The sequence below is a fragment of the Chloroflexota bacterium genome (genome assembly GCA_016887485.1).
Taxonomy (GTDB): Bacteria; Chloroflexota; Anaerolineae; order Anaerolineales; family Anaerolineaceae; genus Brevifilum.
Map to the genome: position 1 here is coordinate 799,974 of CP069394.1, position 25,962 is coordinate 825,935.

The window sequence follows — 25,962 nt, forward strand, 5'->3', positions numbered from 1 at the left end:
CACGGGTAACAAGCCTTTTTACTAATTGTGGTAATCTACCGAAAGACATAATACCGCCGTGAATAAAATTCAAGCCCTGTCCCAAATCGTAACCGAGGTTAATGATCTGACTGATTCACCTCTCTATTCCTATCGGAAAGAGAATGGTTATTACCCAGTCCCCGGTGAGGGCGATCCAGAGGCTAGGCTGCTCTTTATCGGTGAAGCGCCGGGAAAACTCGAAGCCGAGACCGGCAGGCCTTTCGTCGGCCGGGCAGGGAAAGATCTCGATGGGCTTCTGGAAGCCAATGGGCTTGAGCGTAAAGAAGTATTCATCACAAACATCGTAAAGGACCGGCCACCAGGTAATCGAGCGCCCACCAAAGCTGAAATCAAGCTCTATGCTGTTTTTCTCATCCGCCAGATTGAGATCATCCAACCAAAGGTTATCGCCACCCTGGGACGTTACTCTATGGAGTTCATGCTGACCCATTTTGACCTACCCGAAAAGCACGAAAAGATAGGTGCACTGCATGGGCAGCCCCTGAGCGCTTTGTCATTTTATGGGAATGTGATTCTCTTTCCTCTTTATCACCCTGCAGCCATTTTCTATAATCGCAAATTGGAGCCTGAATTAGCAGCAGACTTTGCGAAATTGGTTTCACTGCTTTAATTCATTTGATGATATTTCTTGAATAATTCCCTCAATAATTAATTTTACTTAGATTTATTTCTCGCATTTCCGCCGTCTTGACCAAAATAGAATAAGTTGTTACACTGAAAAAGTAAGATATTCCTACTTAGAAGGGAGTTTTAAATGGCTTTTTCATTCACTAACTCTAAAGGCAAGAAATATTTCTTGCACCGCAAAGTTGTAACATCAAAAACTGGTAAAGACAGGGAATTGTTTTTCTTCGCTGGCGATCTTCGGCCTGATTTCGCAGTAAACGAAGTCCCCGCAGGTAAAAAAGTTGTTGAATTAGATTCTGGTCTGCCTGTCCTAAAGAAAATCTGATCGCAGAATAAAAGTTTCATAGTTGCAACTATTGAAGATTAACTAAAAACACTGCTCGTTATCAAACAAGCAGTGTTTTATTATTGAGTAGAAACGCCTATTTCCGCTGTTTACGGGTTGCCACATCAAAATCAACTGCATCCACAAGCACTGCGCTTTTGACCATGTATTGCATGGAAATATCATCCCCCTCAGGTTCATGCCCTCAGTCAATGACATCATGACGATGGTAAATTAAAGACAACGGCAAAGGCATTTATAAAAATCTGATCTTCTCCAATTATTCCCAAGGAAGGCCATTTTGGTCTGGTCGGAATTGATAAGAGGGAGTCCCTGCTTAGAGAGCGCCTGCAAATCCAAAATTAACCGGATGGCGGCCTTCTTATCCAAGCTGAAATCCCGCATCCCCGAATTTAAGCTATACTTTGTTGGTTAGGTTTCATATTTCCTGTCAGGCCTTTACTTGTACACTCATCAAAAGAACATCAAAGACACCATACTACGACCTTTGATCGCTGCAGTAATTGGATTATTTGCAGGCGGTTTATTTGTCCTATTGACGGGCAATTCCCCTTTGAAGGCATTTCAGGTCCTCCTAAAAGCAGGCTTTGGTTGTAGCAGCGGCAATAATTGCGCCATCCTTACAACGCTTCAATTCGCAACCCCGCTGATCTTTATGGGCCTGTCTGCAGCGGTCGCCTTTCGGGTCGGTCTCTTTAGCATTGGTCAGATGGGACAAATGTTATTAGGCGCTGCAGCCGCTAATTGGATTGCCAGTCGATTTACCTTGCCATTCGTCATCCATCCTTTGACAGCCCTCATTGCAGCTATTCTATTCGGCATGACCTATGCCATCCTCCCCGCACTCCTAAAGCTCCATTTCAATATCAACGAGATCCTCTCGACCATCCTGTTGAATTACATCGCTCTCTATCTGGTCGGTTTCATCCCTTCGGGTTTTGGACAGTGGATACCCGAAAGCGCCCGGATACCTTCATTGACACCAACAACCAAGTTAAACCTTGGATTCTTTATCGCGCTCGCCATCGTCGCCTTATCGCTCATTTGGTTCTACCGAACCGCCTCCGGGTATGAGACCCGTATGTCCGGTGACAATAAGACTTTTGCGAAGTATGGCGGTGTCAACTCCATTCGAGCCATCTATGTGGGTATGATGATTTCAGGTGCGCTGGCCGGTCTGGCAGGCGGGATCGAAATCCTGGGTGTTCATTATCGTTTCGTGGATAATTTCACCAGTTCTGATGTCTTTGATGGCGTGATGGTTGCCCTGCTGGGGTCAGCCCACCCCATTGGGATATTGTTCTCATCCTTTGTCCTCGGTGGTGTCCGGCTGGCAGCCATGACTGGGCTCTCCATTCAATTGGGTATTCCCCGTTCCATCGGTGGAATGATTGTCTCAACAATGGTCATTGTGATGGGTGCAGAGGGTGTCTATACGAAGATAAAAGAAATCTTCACGAAAATACTCGCTAAATCCCAGAAACTTCTAACAAATAAAAAACCGAGTTGAGAAATTCAACTCGGTTTTATTTTATCTATCGGAAGATCATTTAGCCTGCATTGTCATTCTTGGCGATCGCCAGCATACTCTCCAGGGCAATGGTGATCATATCCAACTCACCTTGCAGGTACTTTTCCTCACCCCAGACCGGTTTAATTTCATTATTCGTCCCATCAGAGGCATATAGAGCGCCAGTCCGCAGGCCGCGGAATTGACCAACGATGAAAAGGGTATCGCTTTCCATTTCCACGGAAACCAAGCCTGCCTTTTTTAACAAGCCCGGTTCATAGAGCTCTCGTGGGCTGTAAAAGGCATCCCCAGCGATGCCCACACCAACGGTATATGGGATCTCAAGGGCAACTGCTGTTTTCACCAGGGTCTCCAGGACCTCGTAGGTGGGCACAGCAGGGAATTCTATGGGTAGATAGGCATTGGCAGTGCCCCCTTCCCGCACAGTGCCGCTGGCGATGATAATATCGCCAGGTCCCTGGTCCTCCTGGAAAACGCCGCAGGACCCCACCCGTACAAAGGTGTCAGTACCCAAATTCGCCAGTTCTTCCATGCAAATCGCAACGGCTGGGCCGCCCATGCCGGTGCCACAGGAGGTCAGTTTCACACCCTTGTAATAGCCCGTGTAAACCACGATCCCACGATCATCAGCAACCTTCTCCATGTCATCAAATCGTTCCGCAATCCGTGCCGCCCGGCGTTGGGAGCCTGGACAAAGGACATAGCGGGATACCTGTTCAGGTTGTGCTTTAATATGGAATTCCATCAATCTCTCCTTTTGAAGTATTAAAGCAAGCCCCGGTTCTCACCGAGGCTCGCCATGTTCAAACAATAACTTACAGACTATTCAGCATCAACGGGTTCAGCTTCCTTGTGAGTTTGCATCTCTCGTGAGCTGAAATATTTCCGTTTATTGATCAATGTAGCAAGTTTGGCCCGCAGGGCAACCAACACCAAGGCGACAATCGTCGCGATGAAAGGCAGCACCTGCACCAGGCTTGGCGGAAGTTCAGTCACGTTCTGAAGCCGGATAGCTGCTGCATCTGCAAAGCCAAAGAACAGCCCCGAGAAATAAACACCAATCGGATGGTTGAAGCCAAAGAGGGCTGCTGAAATGCCCAACCAGCCTCGGCCATTACTCATATTACGGGTGAAGAGGGTCAAATGCCCAACCGAAAGGAAAGCACCACCAAGGGCTGCCAGTGCGCCACTGATCACCAGGGCAAAGATCTGCACCCGGTTCACGTTGATGCCAACCGTGCGAGCCGCTTCGATATTCTCACCAACGGCGCGGATATGGCGGCCAAACTTCGTGTGGAACAGGACAAAATATCCTACGATGCTGAGGACGACCGCTGCGTATACGATGATGTTATAACCACTCAGCAGTTCACCAAGGACTGGGATATTCTTGATAACTGGCAACTCAATATCCGGTAGCTGAACAATGCTGGGATCGGACCAGGTACCCACCTGGCCGAACATCACACGCATCATAAAGACGGTCAGTTCCAGCAACATCAGGTTGATGGCAATTGCCAGGATCACCAGGTTCACCTTATATTTGATGTAAAGGAAGGCAAAGAAAGCGCCCAACAGACCGCCCGAGAGCATGGCTACAACCAGTGCCAGATAGGTACTCGCAACCGGTGGCATTGGCAGGAACGGGTTATGCTGAATGTAATAGGCGCTGATGATTCCCAGGAACGCGCCCAGAAGCATTTTCCCTTCCAGTGCAAGGTTCAACACACCTGCCCGGTTACAAATTGCGCCACCTAAAGCTGCCAGGATGATTGGTGTTCCCAGGCGAATGGCACTAGAAAATAACGGTATGGTGAAGAAGTTAAGGAAATCCTGCATCATTCACCTCCTTCCTTGATGGCTTTTCTCTCTTTGAATTTAGCAACTTTGTTACGGACCCAATTGATGCCGCCGAGGAAGAAATTATCCGAAGCAACAAAGAGGATGATGAATGCGATGATCACACCGCCTAATTCTCTTGGCACTTTGAGCTGAATTTGCAGTCCCAGTTGAGCGCCTAAACGGACACCAGCAAACAGGATGGCAACAATCACCACGCCGATTGGATGGGTCTGGCCCAAAATGGCCACACTAACGCCATCAAAACCAAGGCCAGTGGAATAACCGGTCATGATCCGGTGATTCACGCCCATTACCTCAATCGCACCAGCCAACCCGGCCAAGGCACCGCTGATAATCATGCCGCGTAAGGCTGCTTTTTCATTCTTTATGCCGCCATATTTGGCAAATCGAGGTGCGTTACCTGACATCCGCTGTTCGTATCCGGTGGAAGTACGCCACAAGAGGAAGTAAATGACCGCCGCCATGATTATGGCGATCACAAAACCCACTCCCCAACGTGAGCTAGGCAGGAACGAAGGCAACCATGCGGTTTCTTTGATGATAAATGAGTGAGCAGCTGAACCCGCATCCGCACGCAGAGGGAAGTTCACCACCCACTCCAGAAATAGAATCGCGACCTCATTCAGCATGATCGTCGAAATCAGCTCATTAACCCCAAGTTTCACCTTTAAAACACCGGGGATGTATCCATATAGGCCACCGATCACCACCGCTGCCAAAATAATGACAATGGGATGAATGACATAAGGGAGGTCCAGGGCATGGCCCAGCCAGGCTGCTGTGACCGCACCTAGCATCATTTGGCCTTCCTGACCGAGACTGAACACACCCGTTCTGAATGCTACCAGGGCAGAAAGCCCCGTCAAAATCAGCGGTGTAGACCGTTCTAGGGTGGTCACGAAGGTACAGCGTTGCAAGCTTTCACAGTTAAAGCCGGAATTAAAAAGGACTTTGTATGCATCCAATGGTGATTTTCCAGTCGTCAAGACTAACAATGCAGCCACGATCAAACCGGAGACAATAGCCAGCACAGGGACTAGCAGTGCATTTGTAAATTTCTTCTTTTTTTCTATATCCATATTGTCCCTCACCTCTATGATGCATCTGAAGCAGAAACATGATTATTCTTGGCGTTCTCAATATCTTCCAAAGACCCGCCAGCCATTAGCACCCCCAGTTTCTCTTCAGTAACATCCTTGATATCGAATTCACCGTTAATCTTGCCACGGTAAATCACGTCAACGCGATCGCTCAGGGACATAATCTCATCCAGCTCAACAGAGACAAGCAGAATAGCCGCCCCTCTGTCCCTCGCCTCAATCAAAGTCTTATGGACGAACTCAATGCTGCCGACATCCAGCCCACGAGTGGGCTGATTGGCAATAATGAACTCAGGCTTATTAGATAGTTCACGCCCAACAACAATCTTTTGCATATTGCCACCAGATAGTGTGTCCACACTACCACCTGGTTTTGCACCATGCACATCAAAATCATTGATGATCTGTCCAGCCAGATCCGCTACTTTTTTGCGGCGAATAAAACCAAATTTGTTATAAACCTTATCACGCTGGCGGCTTAAGAGGACATTTTCATCCATATCTGTGTTCAGATTCAACCCCATATGGATCCGATCTTCCGGAATATGCCCCATACCATGATGCCTCCGAACGTTTACCGAGGCATTGGTTACATCCTCACCATCCAGCTTAATCGACCCAAGCTCAACCGGTCGTATACCTGAGATCGCCTCAACCAATTCCGTCTGACCGTTCCCACTAACCCCGGCGACGCCGAGGATTTCACCAGAGCGAACATTTAGAGACAGATCAGTCACAACAGGATAACCGTTATCAGAAGCGACGGTGATTCCATCCGCTTCCAAAACAAGGCCTCCGGGTTTTGCGGGCTCTTTCTTCACTCTGAACAGAACTTCCCGCCCAACCATCATCCGAGCCATCTCGGGGATGTCAGTGTCGGCGACATTTTTAGTCCCAACGTTCTTACCATCCCGCATCACTGTCACCCGGTCAGCAACTTCAACCACCTCAATCAGTTTATGAGTGATGAAGATAATGGTGTGCCCCTGGTCTTCCGATAGCCTTTTAACCACAACCATCAGGTCACGAACTTCCTGAGGAGTCAGGACAGCAGTGGGTTCATCCAGAACCAGGATCTTTGTATCACGTTGCAGTGTTTTGAGAATTTCCACCCTTTGTTGCATACCGACAGGCAATTCCGCTACTTTTGCTCGCGGATCAACTGGCAATCCAAATTTCTTTGATAATGCTTCCACCTGCTCAATCTCATCACGCTGTTTGAGCCAACCAAACTTGTTCGGTTCCATACCCAGCATAATATTCTGAGCAACTGTAAAAGATGGCACCAGCTTAAAGTGTTGGTGAACCATACCAATGCCCAGCCGGATGGCATCATCCGGATGATTGATATGGGCCAGTTCCTCTTGAATGAAAATTTCTCCGGCATCAGGCTTGATCAAACCATAGAGGATGTTCATCAATGTGGTTTTTCCGGCGCCATTCTCTCCCACCAGCGCGTGAATTTCGCCTTCTTTCACAGAAAAATGAACATCATTATTTGCCTGGACTTCAGTTGAGGGAAAATATTTGGAAATACCGATTAACTCTACTGCGTTAGCCATATTCCATCCTTATAACAGCCCTGAAGTTGCCTCCAGGGCTGTACTCTACCTAAACAACTAGTAAATACTTATTTCAGGGGTGCACAAGCATCCGAGGTCATTTCAGCATCAATCAAAGCGTTGCAGACAACATAATCGCCAGCGAGGATCTGATCACGATAATCCGCAACTAAAGTCTGGACATCGTCCAACATGGCAACCATATCAGCTGGGCCTTCTTCGGCGAAGGTTGTTGAACCCTCATCCCATGAGAGGCCGGCAGCGCCATCAGCCATACCAAGTTCCATGAAGCCACCAGCGAAGGTACCATCTACAACCATTTCGATCGGCAGGAAGGTGGTGATATCCACACGCTTGATCATAGAAACGATAACGTTACCGGGAGCAACAAAGTCCTGGTTGGAGTCAACACCAATGGAGAACAGACCGTATTCAGCGGAAGCAGCAATAACACCCTCACCGGAGCGGCCAGCAACCTGGAAGACAATGTCAGCGCCAGCATCATACTGAGCAGCGGCTGTTTCTTTACCCAAAGTTGGGTTGGAGAAGTCAAAACCAAGGTAGCTCACCAAAACTTCACAGTCGGGGCAAACTTCTAAAACGCCTTGTTTGTAACCATAGAAGAACTGGTTCAAACCAGGAGCATCCCCACCAACCACAGCACCAACAACCTTGGTCTGGGTCATGGAACCGGCGATCAAACCAACCAGGAAGCTGGATTCGTGAACGTTAATCTGGAATGCAATCAAATTGTCAGGCAGTTCAGCTGCAAAAACCTCAGAGGGGGAAGCGAACTTCTGCTCCGGGAATTCTGCAGCGATATTCAACAAGAGTTCGGCATCAAAAGCCAGGGGGAGGATAACGTCATAACCCTGAGCGATAGCAGCACGGAGAGCAGATTCATGTTCTGCAACACCTTGTGTCTCAATCACATCAGCCTGGACGGGGAGTTCTTCATTGGCTCGGTCAATACCGCGGGCGGATGAATCGATGAATGAGCGGTCGCCCAAGGGATTCGGGGTAATCAATGCTGCGGTAAATTCCGCTTCTTCCACAACTTCTTTAGTTGGTTGTGCACCACATGCGGTCAAAACCATGGTCAAAACAACAAGTAATGACACAGCATACAAAAAACGGCTTTTCATTCTTTTCTCCTTATTCAAATGCAATACTATCAAGTAAGTAAACACAAACAGAACACCTAATTTATCCGGGTACCACCTCCTTCGTCTATTAATTTGCCATTAACGTGAGTTAACAATATTTTATCATATTGTATGACAATTGTTTAAAACTCAATCAACCTAGTCTTCGTCCAATAATCCCAGCAGTCTTTCACGATAGACCCTATTCCGGTCTACCTTTTCCGGATGGACTTTTGATCCTTCTTCAAAGAAATATTTCAGGTCACGGCCCATTTCGGCGCCGCGTTTAGTGTGCATATCAAGTGCATAATCAGGAATTTCAGGGGCCTGATTGGTTTGTCTGAGCCAGTTCAGCAGTTCATCACTTGAGCGATCTTTTTCCTGTTCACAAAGGAATCTGACCGCATGGATCGCAAATAACGGCCTGTCGGTATGACCAACACTTAGCCGTTCATGCATTTCATGGAGTGCATTGATGAGTATGGGTGCATTTGGATTGCCCATCCCCACATCCTCTGCTGAGATCACGGCCAGGCGTGACCAAAGCTTTGCTTCTAGCTCAGGGCTGGTTTGAATCAGTTCATAAGCCAGACGGGCGGCATTTTCAGTATGCCCGCGCCGGATTTCTTTTTGCAGTGCTGAAATAACCTCATCTGCCGGAAGGTCATGGTACGTTTTTACTTTTTGCCATGGATCTGGTGCGAGAACAACCTTCATTGCGATTCCTTTCTATTCGAACGCATTCTTCATAAGTTGATAGAACCGGTCTTGGTTCACTTTCAAAATTATTTCCACATTTGCCGGCTTTTTGGACATGCCCCACCAATCGATGACGGTCATACCACGGCTCAATTCTCCTGTCCGCTCAACCTGGACATACCGCTCAGCAACTTCTTCCACAATTTCAGGTTCCATCAAAACAGCCATCGCCAACGGATCGGCTGCAAAACTCATTTCACGGTTGAGGACCTCTCGCAGGAATTTTATTGTATGTTGAGTGATATCTCGCAGGAACTTACTTCGTTTATTGTCAAATTCAAAGAGCGCTGTGAAATCCTCAATAGGCATCCCATGAGAAATGGTCGCTTCCCAGGATATCATTGTGAATTTTGGCCAGTTGGCAAATACCACAGCCGCCGCATCAGGGTCCGCATACAGATTGAATTCTGCGGAATAGTTTGGCGTGTTGCCCTGAGCGAAATGGGCGCCGCCCATAATGACCAGCTTCTTATAGCGGGAAGGCAGTTTCGGATCCAGCCGGAGTGCTAATGCCAGGTTGGTCAGTGGGCCAATCGCGATCAATTCCAGCTCGCCTGGATTTTCCTTGGCCAAGTCGATCAACGCTAACGCCGCAGGCTTATCTTCCAGTTTTCTTTTCGATTCTGGGATATCCACGCCGCCGAGGCCGTCCTCACCATGCACATAACTGGCATTTTGTCCCTCAGTAACCAGTCCTGAAGCTGCGCCGGCGTAGACCGGGATAGGTTCAGCGTCCAAAATATCCAATATTTTGAGGGCGTTTGCGGCGGTGTGCTCCACACCGACATTCCCAGAAACGGTTGTGATCGCTTCAATATTGATATCCGGATGAGAGTGCGCCATCATAATGGCCTGGGCATCATCAATGCCGGGATCACAATCAATGACAATTCGTCGCATTTTCTCTCCTAAAGATTTTCTAGATTGTTATTGAGCCTCAGGTAGTCTGCATCCATCTGACTCGCAGCGCCTGAATAGTCCATAGTTGTCCATTTCTTATCCTGCAGCAGCCACTTGCCATCAGCCATGACATCCGTAACATGCATGCCGCTGATCGCATAGACAATAGCAGTGTATATATCCTGAGCTCCTTTTGGTCCCCATCCAATATCCGTCAGGTCCAGAGCAATCAGGTCTGCAAGTTTTCCAGGAGCCAGGCTGCCAATTTTATCTTCCCAGCCCAGAGCCTTTGCCCCGCCCAGCGTTGCCATCTCTAAGATTGCCTTTGCAGGGATAACCCCCGGCTCCGACTCTCGATAAACCTGCAGCTTAGCGGCAATATCCATCTCTCTGAAGAGATCGTAAGAGTTGGCATTGGCAACATTATCCGTCCCAAGCGCAAGGTTGATACCTGCGTCGCGCATTGCCTTAACTGGCGCAGCCGGGAAACCACTCCGCATGGATGAGGAAGCACAGATCACTGCCGTGAAGGGACTTTCCGCTAATGTCGAATAGCCGCTCTCAGGCACAGTTATCGCATGGGCTGCCAGGATCGGGAATTCCAGGATTCCCAATTGTTTCATCCGTTCCACCGCTGAAATGCCAAATTTTGCTTGGCAGTAATCTTCTTCTTCGCTGCTAGTTGCAAAATGGATGTGCAAGCCTGTATCAAATCTTCGGGCAAGTTCTAATTCGAGAGCGATCACTTCTTCACTGTTATCCACAAAAAAGGCATGCGGTCCAACCCAGCCCTTGATCCTCGGATGATTCGAGAAACTCTCAAGGAATTCCGTAACCGATCGGATTTCACGTTTTCGTGAGTCTTCGTTCCCCAATTCCACAATCCCATAGGCCAGGGCTGCTCTTAGGCCGCTCCGGTCCACTACGGGATAAATATCTCTCATATAAAAATATTGATCCGCAAAACAGGTTGTCCCTGTGCGGATCATTTCTGCGCAACTCACTTCTACTGCAGCTGGAACCATCGATGAATCTGCCGCAGCCTCTAACCGCCGTAAGCAGTTAATAAAGCCGTCCATCGTAAATAACGAAATGCCTTCAGCTAGTCCCCTGAATAACGACATAGGCGTATGGGCATGGGCGTTTACAAGCCCAGGCATCACCAGACGATCGCTGAAATCAATCACCTGATCGACATCATCCTGTGGAACGTCTTCAGGTGTACCAACCGCGATAATCTCTGCCCCATCAAATAATAAATGACCAGGTGACAAAATTCCCCTCTGGTCATCCATTGTCAGAACCGTTCCTGCTTTAATCAGTGTTCCTGGCATATTTATTCTCTTTTATTGGCTTAGTGTTCACTTGATGGCTTGCTCTATTTTAGCAGAACTATTGAAATCTCCGCAATACTAAATAATATTTCCATGAACCAAATGCTGATTCGCCAATAATTTAATACTGCGGCCCACCAACAAACAAACCTTAGTCAAAAAAAGTGAATCTTAATTGATTTTGAATAATTCTATGTTTGGCGTTCTTTTGATTGGCAGAACATCATAATGGAAGGTCCAGTCTTCATTCTTACCTCATAATACGCTCAAATAACGTAATTAATTATGTGTTTAAAAAATTCAACCTATCCATTTTGAGCAGGCTGAACTATTATTATGCTTGGAATTTTTTTGCGATAACCGCAATTAGGAAGCTCATCATAAGGTGAATTTCCCCATTCGCTATCACATCAAGTATTTTGTAGTATATTTATGACTTTGACAACAAGTATATTTTATTCACCTGATTCTTACAGGTTTTTAATTACTGAATTTCTAAGTTAAAGGAGTGAAATGAAACTTACGCTTAAAACCACAATCCAACATCCTTCCGGGCTTCATGCGAGACCTGCCTCCCTTTTCGTGCAGACAGCGAACAAATTTCAATCTGATATTTCAGTTCAGAATCTCACAGATAGCAGCCCAATTGTGAATGCCAAAAGTATTTTGAATATCTTAACCCTTGGTGTAATGCAAGATCATGAAATTGAAATTATTGCTGAAGGCGATGATGCAACAGAGGCCATTGAAGGCTTTAAAGCCTTGATAAACGATAATTTTGGCGAATAGTTAGCAGTGTTCTTGAATTAAGACTTCTACTTTGGGCATGATGAACTTTCCATTTACTTATCTAAAGGAATTTCATTCAACCATTCGCAAGATAAATTAATGGCGAATAGTAGTTTGGGATTATTATTTTGAAAATTTAAATTCAAAGTGAATAATTAACCAAATCAGAATATTTACCATTACCAAAACATCAAGAATAATTGAGTATTGAAAATCTCACTGAATTACCACAGGCAATTCTCCAGATTTTCAATACTCTTCTTCTTATAATCAGAATACTCAGAAATTGGTTAAATCCAAGATTTAACCAATTTGTACGTATTCAAGTGAAATTTGTGTGTAAAAGGAAATTCAATCCTGACCGATTAATTTCTCTACTTGTCGTTCCGACGCATCCGCCGAATAGCTTTTTTCTTGGCAATTCGTCGTTCTTCACTCTTAGAAGTAAAGAATCTTCGCCTTCGATGCTCGGAAAGTACCTTGGAACCGGTCACTTTTTTGCGAAATCGTCGCATTAATTGCGGAAAAGATTCATTATCTCGCTTTTCAACTTTAATCAAGACCGTTTCACCTCCTTGGTTTACCCGGAATTCCCTGCAATGATATTTCAGCCATCGGTCAGGATTGATTGATATTATGATTTTTGCAAGCTAAAAAGTACCATCACCGAATTATTATCGGGCATAAATCGTCCAGATGCAAAAGATAGGAATGACATCTGAACCCAAAGATTATACCCGCAGATTCCCCCTTCATCAAATCAAAAGAATGACCAACTAATTTTGCCAATAGGCATGGACATTGAACCCTTGCCGCTCATTTAGCTCTGTGGCTATTTGCTGCAATTTTTCGGGTGAAACACATTTCACTTCATTTTGTGCAGTCGGTCTCTCGGTGGAATAAATTTGCACAATCCGTGGATGAAGTGCTGCGAGCCTTTCCACCCATTGCTCGAACGCTTCTCCCTGATTGTTTGTAATTACTCCATTCACCAATACACTTTGTACTATTAACATCGGCAGCCGTTGCAGGCCATTCACAATCTCATCAATTTTCAAACCGCCTACAGGTCGGTTGATCGCTTCAAAAGTCTGTTGATCACCAGCATCCAGCTTCATAATTGGCGCATCAAAAAGGCGAAGCGCTGCTGCCACTTCCGGGTCGTTCACTCGTGACGAATTGGATAAAATGGCCAGTTTCGCTTCCGGGCGTAACTTATCCTTGATGGCTTTTACCCCACGAACAATTTCCGGGAAATCCGGATGAATGGTTGGCTCACCATTGCCAGAGAAAGTCAGGTAGTCAATGGACCGCGGCTTCTTTAAAGCAGCTTCAACAGCAGCATAGACTTCTGGTGGTTTGGGGAGAGTTGAACGGATCGGATGAAGCACTAAATCCTTCGTCCTGCCATATTGGCAATAGATACAATCAAATGAACAGACTTTTCGCTTTGATGGTAACAGATTAATCCCTAAAGACCTTCCTAATCTACGTGATAGGATCGGTCCATAAATAATCCCTGACTGCAACGCGATTCCTGACATTCACGATCCTGTTCTACTGGTGAATTTGACCGTAATGGTTTTATTTTATCGCATTTTCTTTATCAAATCTTAATGAAATCAAGCTAATCTTAGGTAGTCTACATTATTTATCGTTTAGGTTATGTATAATTAATAAAGAAGAAATTAAGATGCCTTCAAGAGAAAACGCCATGAATGAAAAACTAGTCCTTATCGTTGACGATAAATTTTCAATCACCCGCTTGGTCTCAGACTACCTGAACTCCAAGGGATATAAAACAATCACTGCCTGGGATGGCAATCAGGCCCTAACTGAAGCCCGGATCAATCAACCGGATATTATCCTGCTTGACATCATGATGCCGCATATGGACGGTTTCGAATTCATCAAAACCTATCGCAAAGAAAGCAATACTCCCATCATTTTGTTAACCGCTAAGATCGAGGAAACGGAGAAAGTGATTGGGCTAGGCTTAGGTGCCGATGATTATGTCACCAAACCCTTTGGGATGGCAGAATTGGCAGCCCGGGTCAAAGCCGTCCTCCGTCGCTCTGACCCCTCCCAGGCCCAAAATACCACCCTTCACTTTGGGTATCTCAGCATTGATCCTAACAAATTAAAAGTTCTGGTAAATACTAAAGAAATCACCCTGACGCCAACTGAATTCCATTTGTTAAACACCCTTGCTCAAAATCCGGGTCGTGTTTTCACACGAGAACAACTGCTCTGTGAAATCCAGGGAGAAGCACATGGCTCCCTTGAGAAGACTATAAATGTCCACATTCGGAATTTGAGGGTCAAGATCGAAGAAGACCCTGGAAATCCGAAATTTATTCAAACCGTATTTGGTGTTGGGTACCGTTTTACAGATAACCCTTAAAACTATGAAAAATCCATCAATTCAAACGAAATTTATAGTTGCCTTTATGGCTGTTGGCCTACTCGCAATTGCGCTTGTGGGTATTTTTACATCCACTGTCTCGAACCAGGAGTTTCAGGACCTGGTGATTGAAAGGTTAACAAGTGAATACTCCGCTGAGTTGATTGACAATTATGAAACCTATGGCACATTATTTGGTAATGACCATGGATTTATAACTAGCTCATCCATTGATTTCCCGTCTTTTAATGAAGCTAATCAAACCGGAATTGTTCTGGCCCTTCCCAATGGCGGAATACTCTTGGGCGATCCCGCTCACCCTTCGGGGTCATTTCTAACTGGATCCGATATCCAAAATGCAAAAGTAGTCGAGTACGATGATCATGAGATCGCTCTGCTATTTCCCTCCAATCCTGCATTTCTACCCAATCCACAGGAGCAGCGCTTCATTGAAACAACCAATAAGGCAATGCTATATGCCAGCCTGGGAGCAATCTCTTTAGCAGTGATTTTGGGCCTGGTCTTCACACGCACCCTCTTGCGCCCACTTTCGAAACTATCAACAGCTATCTCCAATGTGGAACAAGGGAAATTAAGTCAAATTGTTGAATCAACTTCAAACGATGAACTCGGGCAAGTCATCCAGGGATTCAACAAAATGAGTGCTGCACTCACTGATGCCAACGCCCGTCGTGACCAAATGACAGCCGACATCGCTCACGAACTTCGCAGCCCATTGACCGTCATCAATGGATACCTGGAGGCCATGCAGGACGGTTCTCTGGACATGACCAAAGAACGCCTGGCTTTTGTTCAGGATGAAGTGAACCAGTTGAACCGCTTGGTAGATGACCTGCGAACTCTAGCGCTTGCGGATTCTGGGGAACTAATAATCCGGAAATCGGAAATCAATATCAATAACGTTTTTGCCCATCTATTACAGGCCTATCAACTTCTGGCGGATTCAAAGAATATAGAATTATCCTTTGCGAATTACGGTTTCAACACCCTCTTTGCGGATAAAGGCCGGCTGATGCAGGTGCTCTCTAACCTACTCAATAATGCTTTCCGGCATACAGAACCGGATGGTCAAATCTCGGTTAAAGCCTATAATCTGTCAGATGGCAGCACAACCTTTGAAATTGAAGATACTGGTGAAGGCATCCCTGAAGAAGACCTTCCCTGTGTCTTCAACCGATTTTATCGTGTGGACCCTTCCCGCCAAACCAAAGAAGGCGAATCCGGTCTGGGACTCAGCATTGTCAAAGCAATCGTTGAAGCACATCACGGACAGGCTGACGTGCAAAGCGAAATGGGCAAAGGCACAACCTTTACGATCACCTTCCCAATGAACCCTCTCTCCTAAATCGCCTATCTTATTCTTGTCCTACCAAACGTATGATTTGAATTGGATGAGGTAAGTTAATGCTGTTCGTTTCAGCAGCTTTCTTAATGGCTGTAATTACTTTTGATTGAACATCAAGAATGTTCTCATCTTTCTGATCACACCAATAGTAAGTCTTCAGGATTAAAGCAGACTCCCCCAAATCACTCACATATATAGACGGCCCAGGTGTCGATTCAACTCCCTCAACACCCTTAACAGCCCCGAGAAATATATCGACAGCCCGATCACTATCTTCCTCATAACCCAAACCGATTTTGACCGATTGGCGCCGCAATTTTGTATGAGTGTAATTGACAATTGGATTCTGAAAGACTTCTTGGTTCGGGATGATTACCAATTCGCCATCGTAAGTTTTCAGAACAGTATCCCGGATATTGATCTGCGTAATGATCCCTACGAAAGTTGAAATCTTCACCGCATCGCCAATCACAAATGGTTGGCGATAAAGCAATAACAAACCGCTGATGAAATTCTTGGCGATATCCTGCAGGGCAAACCCAATCGTGAAACCAGCCACTCCCAAGCCGGCAATAAAACCTGTCACATTGAAATTAACCTGATCCAATGCAACGATCGTTCCCACAATCAATAAGGTCCAGCGCGTGATTCTAAAAATGAGGTGCAGCAGTTCCGGGCTTGTGATTTTTCTTGCGCTGAATTTCTTGACAGATTTCGCTACAAATCCCGCCCCAACAATTGTGACCAGAAAAATCACCAGCGCTGCGACGATTTTCGGGAAGAAATCAATCAATGAAGTGAACCAATCCTGCAGAATCGTTTGGAAATCCATTTTCAAGCCCTTTCTGTGTGCTTTTTAATATTCCTGGCTTGCACTTATTTATTCTATCGTCTTTCTATGACATTTCTACTCTGCTAATCCTGATGTACAGATCTAATTTTGGCATTCATTTTTACGTTTTCAGCACAGAACAGCTGAGTTTATGCGAAAAAATTCACATTCTTAAGCTAAATTTATATTATTTTCACTTATATAACTAATTTATCATGTATAATAAAAATGTTTAATAAACTTTTTACTATTTCAGTTTTTTCCAGCTGACAACGCCTTTTTGCTCTTTCAGGAGAGGAATAAATGCACACAAACGCCAACCATACAAGGAATGTGTTCATTTCTGTGAAGAAGTTCATCTATACCTCAACCATCATCGTGATGATCTTCTTTACGATGGGTATGGACACATTCAGTCCAAACGCTGAATACGACCTTCCCACACCTTTTAATGTCACCGCTTCAACGGATCTATCTAATCGAATAAAGATTACTTGGGAGTCCGTCTGTGGAAATGGCTCAGCAGATAATTATAGCGTCTATGCAAAAAAGCAAGGAGCTACGTCATTTTCGATTATTGGGAAAGTCCCCTATTATAACTGCTCAAGCGGTGTCCCCACTGAATACGATTTTGTGCTAGATGGCATTCTAGATTTCGCTTATCGAGATTATGATTTTAAGGTCAAAACCTGTCCTATTGATCAATATTATTGCGCTAATGATTTCAGTCCTGTGGCCACTGGTTCAGCTGTGATTGATCCACCTTATATTTCTGCAACCGATGGCACCTATGAAAATAAAATAGAAATCTCCTTCTTTGAGTATTCTTTCAACTCACAATCTTATAAAGTCTATAGAAGTGCTGATCCTGCAGGCCCCTACACCTTTGTTGGTACTACCACCGGTGACGCCACCTTGGATGGCACATATACCGACTACGTTCCGGCTGGAACAACGTATTACTACAAAGGCCAAATCTGTACTTTATTTGATGATTGCAGTCCACTAAGTACCGATTATGCGGTTGGATACTCATCTTCGGTAGGTCCTTCGGAAATACGTGCGACTGATGGCACCGTAGCCCAATCAATTAATATCACCTGGGACGAAATTCCCGAAGCATGGGGCTATCGCGTTTACCGTTCTGAAACTTCGACACCACCTGCCGATGTGAACGCCTATCTCCCTCCGGAGGTCTACACTACTAATTTCCAAGATTCTGGTGCAGATCCATATACCACGTATCATTATTGGATCCGTGCTTATGACATAAATTTCGGTGACTGGACGGATCTCTCCGCATCAGATACAGGGTGGCGAACATACAAAGCGGCCTACAATGTTACCGCCAGCGATGACACTTCTTATGATCAGATTGATCTGACCTGGGGTAATTATGATGATGCATTTATAAATCAATACATTATTTATCGATCCATCGCCCCCTATGGTGAAATAATCAATCTTGGGCATTCTTCAACAACCAGTTACACAGATAATTTGGCCCTTCCTGGGCATACTTATTATTATTGGATCAAGTCTTGTGATGAGTTAAATCGTTGCAGCAGTTTGGCGGGCCCGGACGAAGGTATTGCGACTCTGGCATCTGTAGGCAGTGCTGGCACACTGACAGCCAGTGACGGTACTAGTACCGACCATGTGCTGCTTGAATGGGATCCCGTATATGGCGCGGATTTCTACAAGCTCTATCGCGGTCAAACCGCGGGGTCCAGGCCGGCAAACAACTTCACCACATCAACATCACTCACCTATACAGACACCGCGGCAACCCCTGGCATTCAATATTACTATTGGGTTCAAGCCTGCACAACTGAAACATGCAGCGCAGCAGATGCCACTGATGGTGGCTATCGCGCCCTTGCGGGGCCTGCAAACGTACAAGCCAGTGATGGCACCGATACTGCCCAAATTCAGGTCACCTGGGATTCCGTGACCGGTGCGGATTTCTATGAACTCTATTCAGCGCCCACCCTCGGTGGCGTAAAAAGCTTGGTGAGTTCTTCCGTAGCTGGCACTAACTTCTCCGATTCAAGTATGGGCGAAGGCCAGGCCCTTTATTACTGGGTGAAGGCCTGCACAAGCCTGACCTACAGCGATTTCAGCTCCCCAGATCTCGGTTGGCGCGGCATCATGCCCCCAGCCAACTTAACCGCATCCGACGGTGAATATGATCAGGTTTCCCTCTCCTGGGATGACAACCCATCGGCAACCCATTACGCTGTTTATCGGGCTACATCCAACGAAGGCACGAAATCAGTCCTGGCCGCCAACAATGCGACCAATTCCTTCATTGATTCAACCGCAACCCCAGGCACAACGTATTACTACTGGGTCAAAACCTTTGTCAATACCTACAGCTCAGATTTTGGTCCATTAGAAACTGGCTGGGCGCGGGGCGGCACGCTTCCAGTAGTTACAAGCATCACTCGGGTTGACCAGAACCCCACCAATGCCGGGTCTGTTCAATTCCTGATGACCTTCAACAAAGATGTCACTGGCGTCACAACCGGTGATTTCGTTATTGATTCTTCCGGCCTGACAGGCGCTGCTATCACAGCTCTTACCGGAGCTGGCAGCACCAGAACTGTCACAGTTTCAACTGGGACTGGTTCCGGCACATTGAGCATTGATGTGCAAGATGATAATTCCATTGTCGACGGTATTTCGAATGAGCTTGGTGGCCCAACCATAGGTGACGGTGATTTCACCTCCGGTGAAACCTATACCATTGATAAGGAAGCCCCCACACTTTTGTCATTCACCCGCTACTATCCTGTGGAAGAAAACACTAATGCAGACACCCTCGTTTTCCAGGCTGATTTCAGTCAAGCTGTGATTAATGTAACATCTGATGACTTTGTTGTGAATAGCAACAGCACAGCAATCATCATAAATGTTCAACAAGTGATTGGTGATATCTACCAGATAACCGTTTCCGGTGGTGACCTGGCCGATTTCAACGGTTCGGTCAGTCTGGACCTTTCGAGCACCCAAAATATCATCGATCTCGCTGGTAATGCACTCTCCCAAACAGAGCCTGCCACAGATGAAAGTTATATTGTTGATAATCAAGGCCCAAAAGTAGATTCAATAGTCCGCTCATTACCTGTTGAAGAACATACCAACTCTTCGGATTTACAATTCATAATCAACTTCAATTCACCAGTGGAAAATGTTGGAATAGATGATTTCTTAGTGATCGGCGGTTCAACTGCTGAAATCCATCATCTATTTCTACATGGTTCAAATATGTTCGTAATTGCCTATGTCGGGTTAGGTGATATTGACACCTTCAACGGAAAAATCGGTATTGCCCTAAGCGCCAGCACAGATATTACCGATGAATCAGGCAATCCCATCTTATTAGATAATCCAGATATTCACGAATCATACATCCTAGACCACATTGGCCCTACATCTATAACAATTGCCGGAGTTGCGCCTGAAGGTACAAAGGTATTTATCACTAAACCAAGCAAGTTGGAAGTCAAATTTGGTGAAGACGTCAAACATGATGGCAGCTTGGTCGCGGCGGACAATGTAGGCAATTACAGATTATTTTCCGCTGGAGAAAACGGCGTATATGACACAACCAGCTGTCAAACTGCCAATTCAGCAGAATTAACAATCGGAAACGATGATGTCGCTTATCCAATCGGTCCAATCGCCTATTCCAATGGCGGCGGTTCAGGACCCTTTATAGCCACGCTGACAATCAATAATGGCACACCCTTGCCAGTCGGTGAATATCGTCTGATGGTGTGCGGTACAACTTCCATTGAAGATTTGGCAGGCAACGAACTTAACGACGGAGAAACCGACTCTTACGCAAACCTCAAAATCGTCATTCCTGAGATACTGCCGGAAACAGGTTTCACCCCAGACGCTCTAACAGAAGTGCCATTTGCATTCACAGAAAGTGAATACGATCTTTCGACCGGCATTCAACTAGGTATTCCAGCGTTAGGGATCTCCCGAGCTGTCCTCGGCATTCCCGCATCAGGCAACGGTTGGAACCTCTCGTGGCTTGGCAATGACCTTGGTTACCTGGCGGGGACAGCCTACCCCACCTTGCCCGGTAACACAGTAATCACCGGACATGCTTATAACAATTTTGGCCAGCCGGGACCGCTCTATGACCTGGAGTCTCTCCGCTGGGGCGATCAGATTGTGATCACAGCCAACGGTCAGGAATATGTCTATGAAGTGCGCAGCGTTTCAGAATACACCAGCCCTAAGGATATCTCCGTGCTTCAACGGCATGAGGCCTACGACTGGGTGACACTGATCACCTGCAACAGTTACGACCAAAACGCTGACTCTTTCCTCTTCAGGACCGTTGTCAGAGCAGTACTGGTTGATATCCACTAATCATTTCCTCTACCCACCGAATCAAAAACACCCCTCAGAAAAAACTGAGGGGTGTTGCTTTTTAAATCTGCTCGTTTAGAGGTAGTTGCGTAAGCGTACCTGATTTTGAGGGCTGCGAAGTTTCCGCAGAGCCTTCTGCTGAATTTGGCGGATCCGCTCACGGGTCACACCAAAGATCTCGCCCAATTCTTTCAGGGTGTGGCTTCGATTGCCCTCCAAACCAAAGCGCAGTTTAATAATGCTGGCTTCACGCTCAGAGAGTTCGCCCAAAGCGTTTTCGATATCTGATTCAAGCATGCGCTGCTGGACCGAGTTGAAAGGCGTGGGTTCACTTTCGTTTTCAACAAAGTTAAGCAATTCAGTTTCGCCATCCTCACCAACTGGCTTATCCAGTGAAATTGGCAACCGGGCATAATCAATTAACTGGCGAAGCTCTTCAGAAGACTGCTCAACATGTTCTGAAATCTCTTCCAAAGTGGGTTGACGGCCCAATTGCTGCGAGAGGTCACGGGTCACGTGACGGACCTTGCGCAAGCGGTTGCTCAAATAGTTAGGCAGCCGAATGGTGCGTTCCTTCTGGTTCAAGAAACGCAGCACGGAGCGGCGAATCCACCAGGTGGCGTAGGTGCTGAACCGGTTACCGCGGGAATAATCAAATTTATCCACGGCACGAATCAAGCCCACATTACCAGCCTGAATTAGGTCCAGGAAAGAAGAGCCATATTGGCGATACTTCTTAGCGATGCTGACCACCAAGCGAATATTCGCTTTGATGAGATATTCGCGGGCTTCCTTACCCTCTCGAATGAGTTCCTTGATCTCATCAAGGTTCTCAACCTCGCCATCGCTTTCAATCATCAGTGAGCGGGCCTTCCGGCCCTTTTCCATCTTCTTGGCCAGAGAGATTTCCTCTTCCTTGGTCAGAAGTGGCACACGACTCATTTCATTGAGGTAAAGGCTGACTGAATCATCAGAGGTAATACCGGTGTGGTCGGAAATGATCTCTTCGTAATTTACTTGTTCATTCTCATCAACCGCATCCTCAACGAGGTATTGTTCCATGTTCTCATCTTCAAGCGTGTCTTCAGAATACGCGTCCATAGATGTCATTTAATTTACTCCTATCTTTGTTTGTCGTACTATCGCGTTATTCCAACGCGATAAAAAAGCCATTGACCAGGTTTTTTCGTCAATGGGCTTTGATTTAGCCTTCAATATTCAAGAAAGTAACCTTACTATTTCTTTCTTTCATATTATATCCTGGTTCTTGAATAATTTAGCAGATAATTGTTAATATCTGATAAACAATTCTAATAAATCTGATGAGATTGATGAGGTTTTGGTTACATCCATTACTCTAATAATACACAATTTACTGGGAGGATTACGAGCTTTGTATAATGTTGTAGACTATTTTAAATAATTATCCAGCAATTCCCACCCCATCCACCGGCGTTCCACAGGCTGTGCAGGAGCCATTATCGTCCAAACCGACAATTTGGGTCTGGTAACCGCTGCGGACGATCAATTCCTGCCCGCACTTCTTACAGTGGGTCGCATAAATCCCCGCCACATTCCCAATATAGATATACTCCAGACCAATTTCTTCCCCCATGGCTTTGGTCTTGTGCAATATCTTCTCCCCAGTCGGCGCCTGAGAGGTCATTTTATATTGTGGGTAGAACCGGCTGAGGTGCCAGGGTGTCTCCGGACCTAGGTCATCATAGATGAATTGCGCCAGACCGCGCAGTTCATCCGGGTTATCATTCACACCCGGGACGATCAACGTAGTGACCTCCAGCCAGACCCCAGCAGCTTTCAATCGGCGGCAGCTTTCCAACACAGGTTCCAGCCGGCCACCCATCAGCTTGCGATAGGTCTCATCCCTAAATGCCTTAATATCCACATTCGCGGCGTCCAGCCAGGGATGGTAAAGGTCAATCATTTCCGGTGTCATAAAGCCATTGGTGACATAGACGTTCTTTATACCTGCATCATGCGCCAATTTGGAGACATCTAAGCTATATTCAAAGAAAATAGTAGGCTCAGTATAGGTGTAGGCAATCGACTGCGAGCCGGTGGCGATGGCGGCCTCCACAATCGCTTCGGGTTGAACCCGCTTGCGGTCCGGCAGGTTCATCAAGCGCGGCATCTGGGAGATCTGCCAATTTTGACACCACTTACAGTGGAAATTGCAGCCCGGTGTGGCAACCGAGTAAGCCGTTGAGCCGGGATAGAAGTGATAGAGCGGTTTCTTCTCAATTGGATCAACGTTTTGGGCGATCAAATTGCCGTAAACACGGGTATATAGCCTCCCGCCGTGATTCTCCCGTACCCTACAGATCCCCTTGCCACCCTCACTGATCGTGCAGCGATGGGCGCAAAGATTACATTTAACTCGCTCATAATCAAGTTGATCGTATAATAAAGCATCATGAAGATTGAAGTTTGCCATATTGAATCCTTCCTTTAATAAATCTTAATCGATTCATTAGTGGGTTTCAAGAAACAGTAATAGGAACTCTTATGAAATTATCAATTGCTGTCGTCCAATTCAATCCAGTCCGAGATAACATCAAGAAGAACATCCGTAAACTCCGCCGGCTCTTGACTGGAATAAAATCGGACCTGGTGGTCCTGCCAGAGCTGGCCAATACAGGTTATCTCTATGCCACACCGGAGGATCTCCTTCCGCTCGCAGAGCCGCAGGATGGCTCTGGGGCGTTTCTGACAACCTTAAGAGAACTAGCCGCACAAACCGGTGGTCTGATTGTTAGCGGCTACGCAGAGGTTGCTGAGGGCAAGCTGCTCAACGCTGCTGCCGCCGTCACGCAGGATGGCGTGATTGCCAACTACCGCAAAACCCATCTTTTTGACCATGAGAAGGCCCTCTATTCATCCGGCGACACCGGCTTTCAAATTGTCGAATGGCAAGGCGTCAAGATCGGCATGATGATCTGTTTCGATTGGATTTTCCCCGAAGCTGCCCGAACCCTGGCACTCAAAGGCGCTCAAATCATCGCTCACCCCGCCAACCTGGTCCTGCCCTACTGCCAAAATGCGATGATCACCCGCTCGATCGAAAATCAGGTCTTCACCGTCACAGCCAACCGAGTCGGCAAAGAACATCTGGATAATCTCCACCTGACCTTCACTGGCCAATCTCAGGTTACAACCCCCGGCGGAAAAATCCTCTATAGGGGACCAACCAGGAAAGAGAGTGTCCATGTGGTCGAGATAGATCCTGAGCGTGCGGTGAATAAGAGGCTCAACACCAATAATGATCTTTTTGAGGATCGCCGATCATCACTATACGAAATAGATTAATCCCCCCCTGCACAACGAAAAACCGGCGCCATTACTGGTGCCGGTTTTGATGTTAAGTTAATATTGCCTTAGGCGCCGAACTTCTCCAGCCGCCCGGCATACGCCATCGCCAGAGGCATCAACTCGAATGCGGGGAATCGGACACCAAGAGAACCCTGTGTGCAGGCCCGTTCACCAAAGCTGATTACGTTGTCAGGCCGGCTGTTGTTCTTGGAATAGAACAGCACCGGTACCGGGTGCCAGCTGTGGGATTTCATCACGGCAGGTGTGCTGTGGTCACCGGTAATGATCAAGACATCAGGATCAAGGGCCATGATCCGCGGCAGGAGCTTGTCCACCTTCTCAATCTCACCGACCTTGGCAGCGAAATTTCCATCTTCGCCGTAGCTGTCGGTCTTCTTGATATGGACGAAGAAGAAATCGTATTTATCCCAATTTTCCTCGAGCATATCAATCTCTTCCTCATAATCATGGGCAGCAGGTGGACTATACATTCCTACAAGCTTGGAAACGCCACGATACATGGGGTACATCGCAATCGCGATCGACTTGAGATCATAGAGTTCGGGGAATTTCGGCCACTCGGGGACCTGTGCAAAGCCACGGAGCAGCAGCATATTGGCAGGATGCTCGTCTTTGAGGATCTCTGCTGCCTGCCGGATAAATTCATTGGTCAGTTCAGCAGCCTTGGCAGAAGCATCATCCATAGCTGTGGCGGGCAGAGGTTTCTTCCCAACAAACAGCGGATCAGTTTCTTCAATATTAGCTTTTAGGCCTTCTCCGCGCAACACCAACAAGAAACGATATTCCTTCACCGGCCGCAGGAAGACTTCCACGCTGGGGATGTTTACCTTTTCATTCAACAGGTCACAGAGATGCTCGCAAATTTCAGTGGGTATGCGACCAGCCCGACGATCCGTCACCAGACCCTGCTCATCAACCGTGCAGAAGTTACCACGAGCAGCAACATCCGAATCCTGCAAGTCGAAATCAATCCCAAGGGCCGAGAGAGCACCCCGCCCTACTTCATATTTGAGGGGATCATAGCCAAAGAGGCCCAGGTGAGCCGGACCGGAGCCAGGGGTAATGCCAGTGCGGATGCCCTGGTGCAGCCCCAACATGCTCGAGGCAGCCAGCTTATCCATATTAGGTGTATTAGCGGTTTCCAGCTCTGTTTTGCCACCGGGTTCCATCGGTAAACCGCCGAGGCCATCCATAACCAAAAGGACGATCTTACCTTGATTTTCGCCCTTGATAACTAGTGATTTTAGTACGTCAAAATCCATAATTGAAGTCTCCATTCATGACATCCGAACATTAAATAAACTAACTTTAAGCGGGTTAATTATAAGCCGTCTTTAGAGAAATTGACAGCACCTGCAAAATAAACATTACAGATTGATAACGACAGCTGCAATTTTTAGCCATTATTAAAATATATTATACCCAATTAGTACGATTTTCTGCCAGATTCTTAATCACTATTGATTTCTATATTAGACTTATACTATAATTTTGATAATATTTATCGTATTACTTATCGTTACTAAATGTTAACTGATCTAAACGAAATAGTAATTCTCATAAAAAAAAACAGAACGTCAACTCTAATTAATTTAAGGCCCCCATTCGGGGAAGGAGAA

General features: G+C 46.4%; 22 protein-coding genes. 8 read left to right on the plus strand and 14 right to left on the minus strand.

The features are described from left to right. Positions 1-58: 58 nt before the first annotated feature. The 3 genes from JR338_03685 (at position 59) to JR338_03695 (ending at position 2,525) form a co-directional block, all read left to right on the plus strand. Entirely contained in the window at positions 59-652 is a 594-nt protein-coding gene (locus JR338_03685) for a uracil-DNA glycosylase (protein QRN83861.1), read from the plus strand. A 144-nt stretch (positions 653-796) separates the two neighbouring features. Next, positions 797-994, plus strand: coding sequence for a hypothetical protein (locus JR338_03690; protein ID QRN83862.1), 198 nt, complete (start codon positions 797-799; stop codon positions 992-994). Positions 995-1,568: 574 nt separating this feature from the next. Beyond that, on the plus strand, positions 1,569-2,525 hold the full coding sequence (locus JR338_03695; GenBank protein ID QRN83863.1) for an ABC transporter permease: 957 nt from the start codon (positions 1,569-1,571) through the stop codon (positions 2,523-2,525). Between the two features lie 40 nt (positions 2,526-2,565). Here the strand turns inward: JR338_03695 and JR338_03700 are convergent, their stop codons facing one another. From JR338_03700 to JR338_03735, 8 genes are all read right to left on the minus strand, one after another. Further along, positions 2,566-3,291 (minus strand): nucleoside phosphorylase, encoded by a 726-nt coding sequence (locus JR338_03700; GenBank protein ID QRN83864.1) that lies wholly within the window; start codon positions 3,289-3,291, stop codon positions 2,566-2,568. A 77-nt stretch (positions 3,292-3,368) separates the two neighbouring features. Beyond that, positions 3,369-4,385: an ABC transporter permease gene (locus JR338_03705; protein ID QRN84348.1), complete on the minus strand. Its 1,017-nt coding sequence runs from the start codon at positions 4,383-4,385 to the stop codon at positions 3,369-3,371. Next, the gene (locus JR338_03710) at positions 4,385-5,488 is read right to left on the minus strand and encodes an ABC transporter permease (protein ID QRN83865.1); all 1,104 of its coding nucleotides are present in this window, start codon (positions 5,486-5,488) and stop codon (positions 4,385-4,387) included. The genes JR338_03705 and JR338_03710 overlap by 1 nt, the downstream gene beginning before the upstream one ends. Before the next feature lie 14 nt (positions 5,489-5,502). Then, the gene (locus JR338_03715) at positions 5,503-7,071 is read right to left on the minus strand and encodes an ABC transporter ATP-binding protein (GenBank protein ID QRN83866.1); all 1,569 of its coding nucleotides are present in this window, start codon (positions 7,069-7,071) and stop codon (positions 5,503-5,505) included. Between the two features lie 68 nt (positions 7,072-7,139). Then, positions 7,140-8,216, minus strand: a complete 1,077-nt coding sequence (locus tag JR338_03720) for a BMP family ABC transporter substrate-binding protein (protein ID QRN83867.1) — start codon at positions 8,214-8,216, stop codon at positions 7,140-7,142. Positions 8,217-8,375: 159 nt separating this feature from the next. Further along, positions 8,376-8,933, minus strand: coding sequence for an AAA family ATPase (locus tag JR338_03725; GenBank protein QRN83868.1), 558 nt, complete (start codon positions 8,931-8,933; stop codon positions 8,376-8,378). Between the two features lie 12 nt (positions 8,934-8,945). Then, positions 8,946-9,875, minus strand: coding sequence for a nucleoside hydrolase (locus tag JR338_03730; GenBank protein QRN83869.1), 930 nt, complete (start codon positions 9,873-9,875; stop codon positions 8,946-8,948). A gap of 8 nt (positions 9,876-9,883) precedes the next feature. Next, on the minus strand, positions 9,884-11,209 hold the full coding sequence (locus JR338_03735) for an amidohydrolase (protein QRN83870.1): 1,326 nt from the start codon (positions 11,207-11,209) through the stop codon (positions 9,884-9,886). Positions 11,210-11,722: 513 nt separating this feature from the next. On the opposite strand from JR338_03735, the gene JR338_03740 reads away from it, so the two are divergent. Continuing rightward, positions 11,723-11,998: an HPr family phosphocarrier protein gene (locus JR338_03740; protein QRN83871.1), complete on the plus strand. Its 276-nt coding sequence runs from the start codon at positions 11,723-11,725 to the stop codon at positions 11,996-11,998. A gap of 374 nt (positions 11,999-12,372) precedes the next feature. On the opposite strand, the gene JR338_03745 is transcribed toward JR338_03740, so the two are convergent. After that, a complete protein-coding gene (locus JR338_03745; protein QRN84349.1) occupies positions 12,373-12,513 on the minus strand; it encodes a 30S ribosomal protein S21 in 141 nt (46 codons plus the stop codon). A 261-nt stretch (positions 12,514-12,774) separates the two neighbouring features. After that, positions 12,775-13,542 (minus strand): radical SAM protein, encoded by a 768-nt coding sequence (locus tag JR338_03750; protein ID QRN83872.1) that lies wholly within the window; start codon positions 13,540-13,542, stop codon positions 12,775-12,777. Between the two features lie 170 nt (positions 13,543-13,712). Here JR338_03750 and JR338_03755 point away from each other — a divergent pair, with 170 nt between their 5' ends. Further along, positions 13,713-14,402 (plus strand): response regulator transcription factor, encoded by a 690-nt coding sequence (locus JR338_03755; protein ID QRN83873.1) that lies wholly within the window; start codon positions 13,713-13,715, stop codon positions 14,400-14,402. Between the two features lie 4 nt (positions 14,403-14,406). Further along, positions 14,407-15,768 (plus strand): HAMP domain-containing histidine kinase, encoded by a 1,362-nt coding sequence (locus JR338_03760; protein QRN83874.1) that lies wholly within the window; start codon positions 14,407-14,409, stop codon positions 15,766-15,768. A 10-nt stretch (positions 15,769-15,778) separates the two neighbouring features. On the opposite strand, the gene JR338_03765 is transcribed toward JR338_03760, so the two are convergent. Further along, a complete protein-coding gene (locus JR338_03765) occupies positions 15,779-16,600 on the minus strand; it encodes a mechanosensitive ion channel family protein (protein ID QRN83875.1) in 822 nt (273 codons plus the stop codon). A gap of 303 nt (positions 16,601-16,903) precedes the next feature. Between JR338_03765 and JR338_03770 the strand changes: the two genes are divergently transcribed. After that, on the plus strand, positions 16,904-20,992 hold the full coding sequence (locus JR338_03770) for a sortase (protein ID QRN83876.1): 4,089 nt from the start codon (positions 16,904-16,906) through the stop codon (positions 20,990-20,992). Positions 20,993-21,067: 75 nt separating this feature from the next. Here the strand turns inward: JR338_03770 and JR338_03775 are convergent, their stop codons facing one another. Further along, positions 21,068-22,102 carry a sigma-70 family RNA polymerase sigma factor gene (locus JR338_03775; protein ID QRN83877.1) on the minus strand — a complete coding sequence of 345 codons (1,035 nt, stop codon included), beginning with the start codon at positions 22,100-22,102 and terminating at the stop codon, positions 21,068-21,070. Positions 22,103-22,415: 313 nt separating this feature from the next. After that, positions 22,416-23,447, minus strand: a complete 1,032-nt coding sequence (amrS, locus tag JR338_03780; GenBank protein ID QRN83878.1) for an AmmeMemoRadiSam system radical SAM enzyme — start codon at positions 23,445-23,447, stop codon at positions 22,416-22,418. A 71-nt stretch (positions 23,448-23,518) separates the two neighbouring features. Between amrS and JR338_03785 the strand changes: the two genes are divergently transcribed. Then, positions 23,519-24,319 carry a beta-ureidopropionase gene (locus JR338_03785; GenBank protein ID QRN83879.1) on the plus strand — a complete coding sequence of 267 codons (801 nt, stop codon included), beginning with the start codon at positions 23,519-23,521 and terminating at the stop codon, positions 24,317-24,319. 68 nt (positions 24,320-24,387) lie between these two features. Here JR338_03785 and JR338_03790 read toward each other — a convergent pair whose 3' ends face one another. Next, entirely contained in the window at positions 24,388-25,605 is a 1,218-nt protein-coding gene (locus tag JR338_03790; protein ID QRN83880.1) for a 2,3-bisphosphoglycerate-independent phosphoglycerate mutase, read from the minus strand. Positions 25,606-25,962 lie beyond the last annotated feature (357 nt).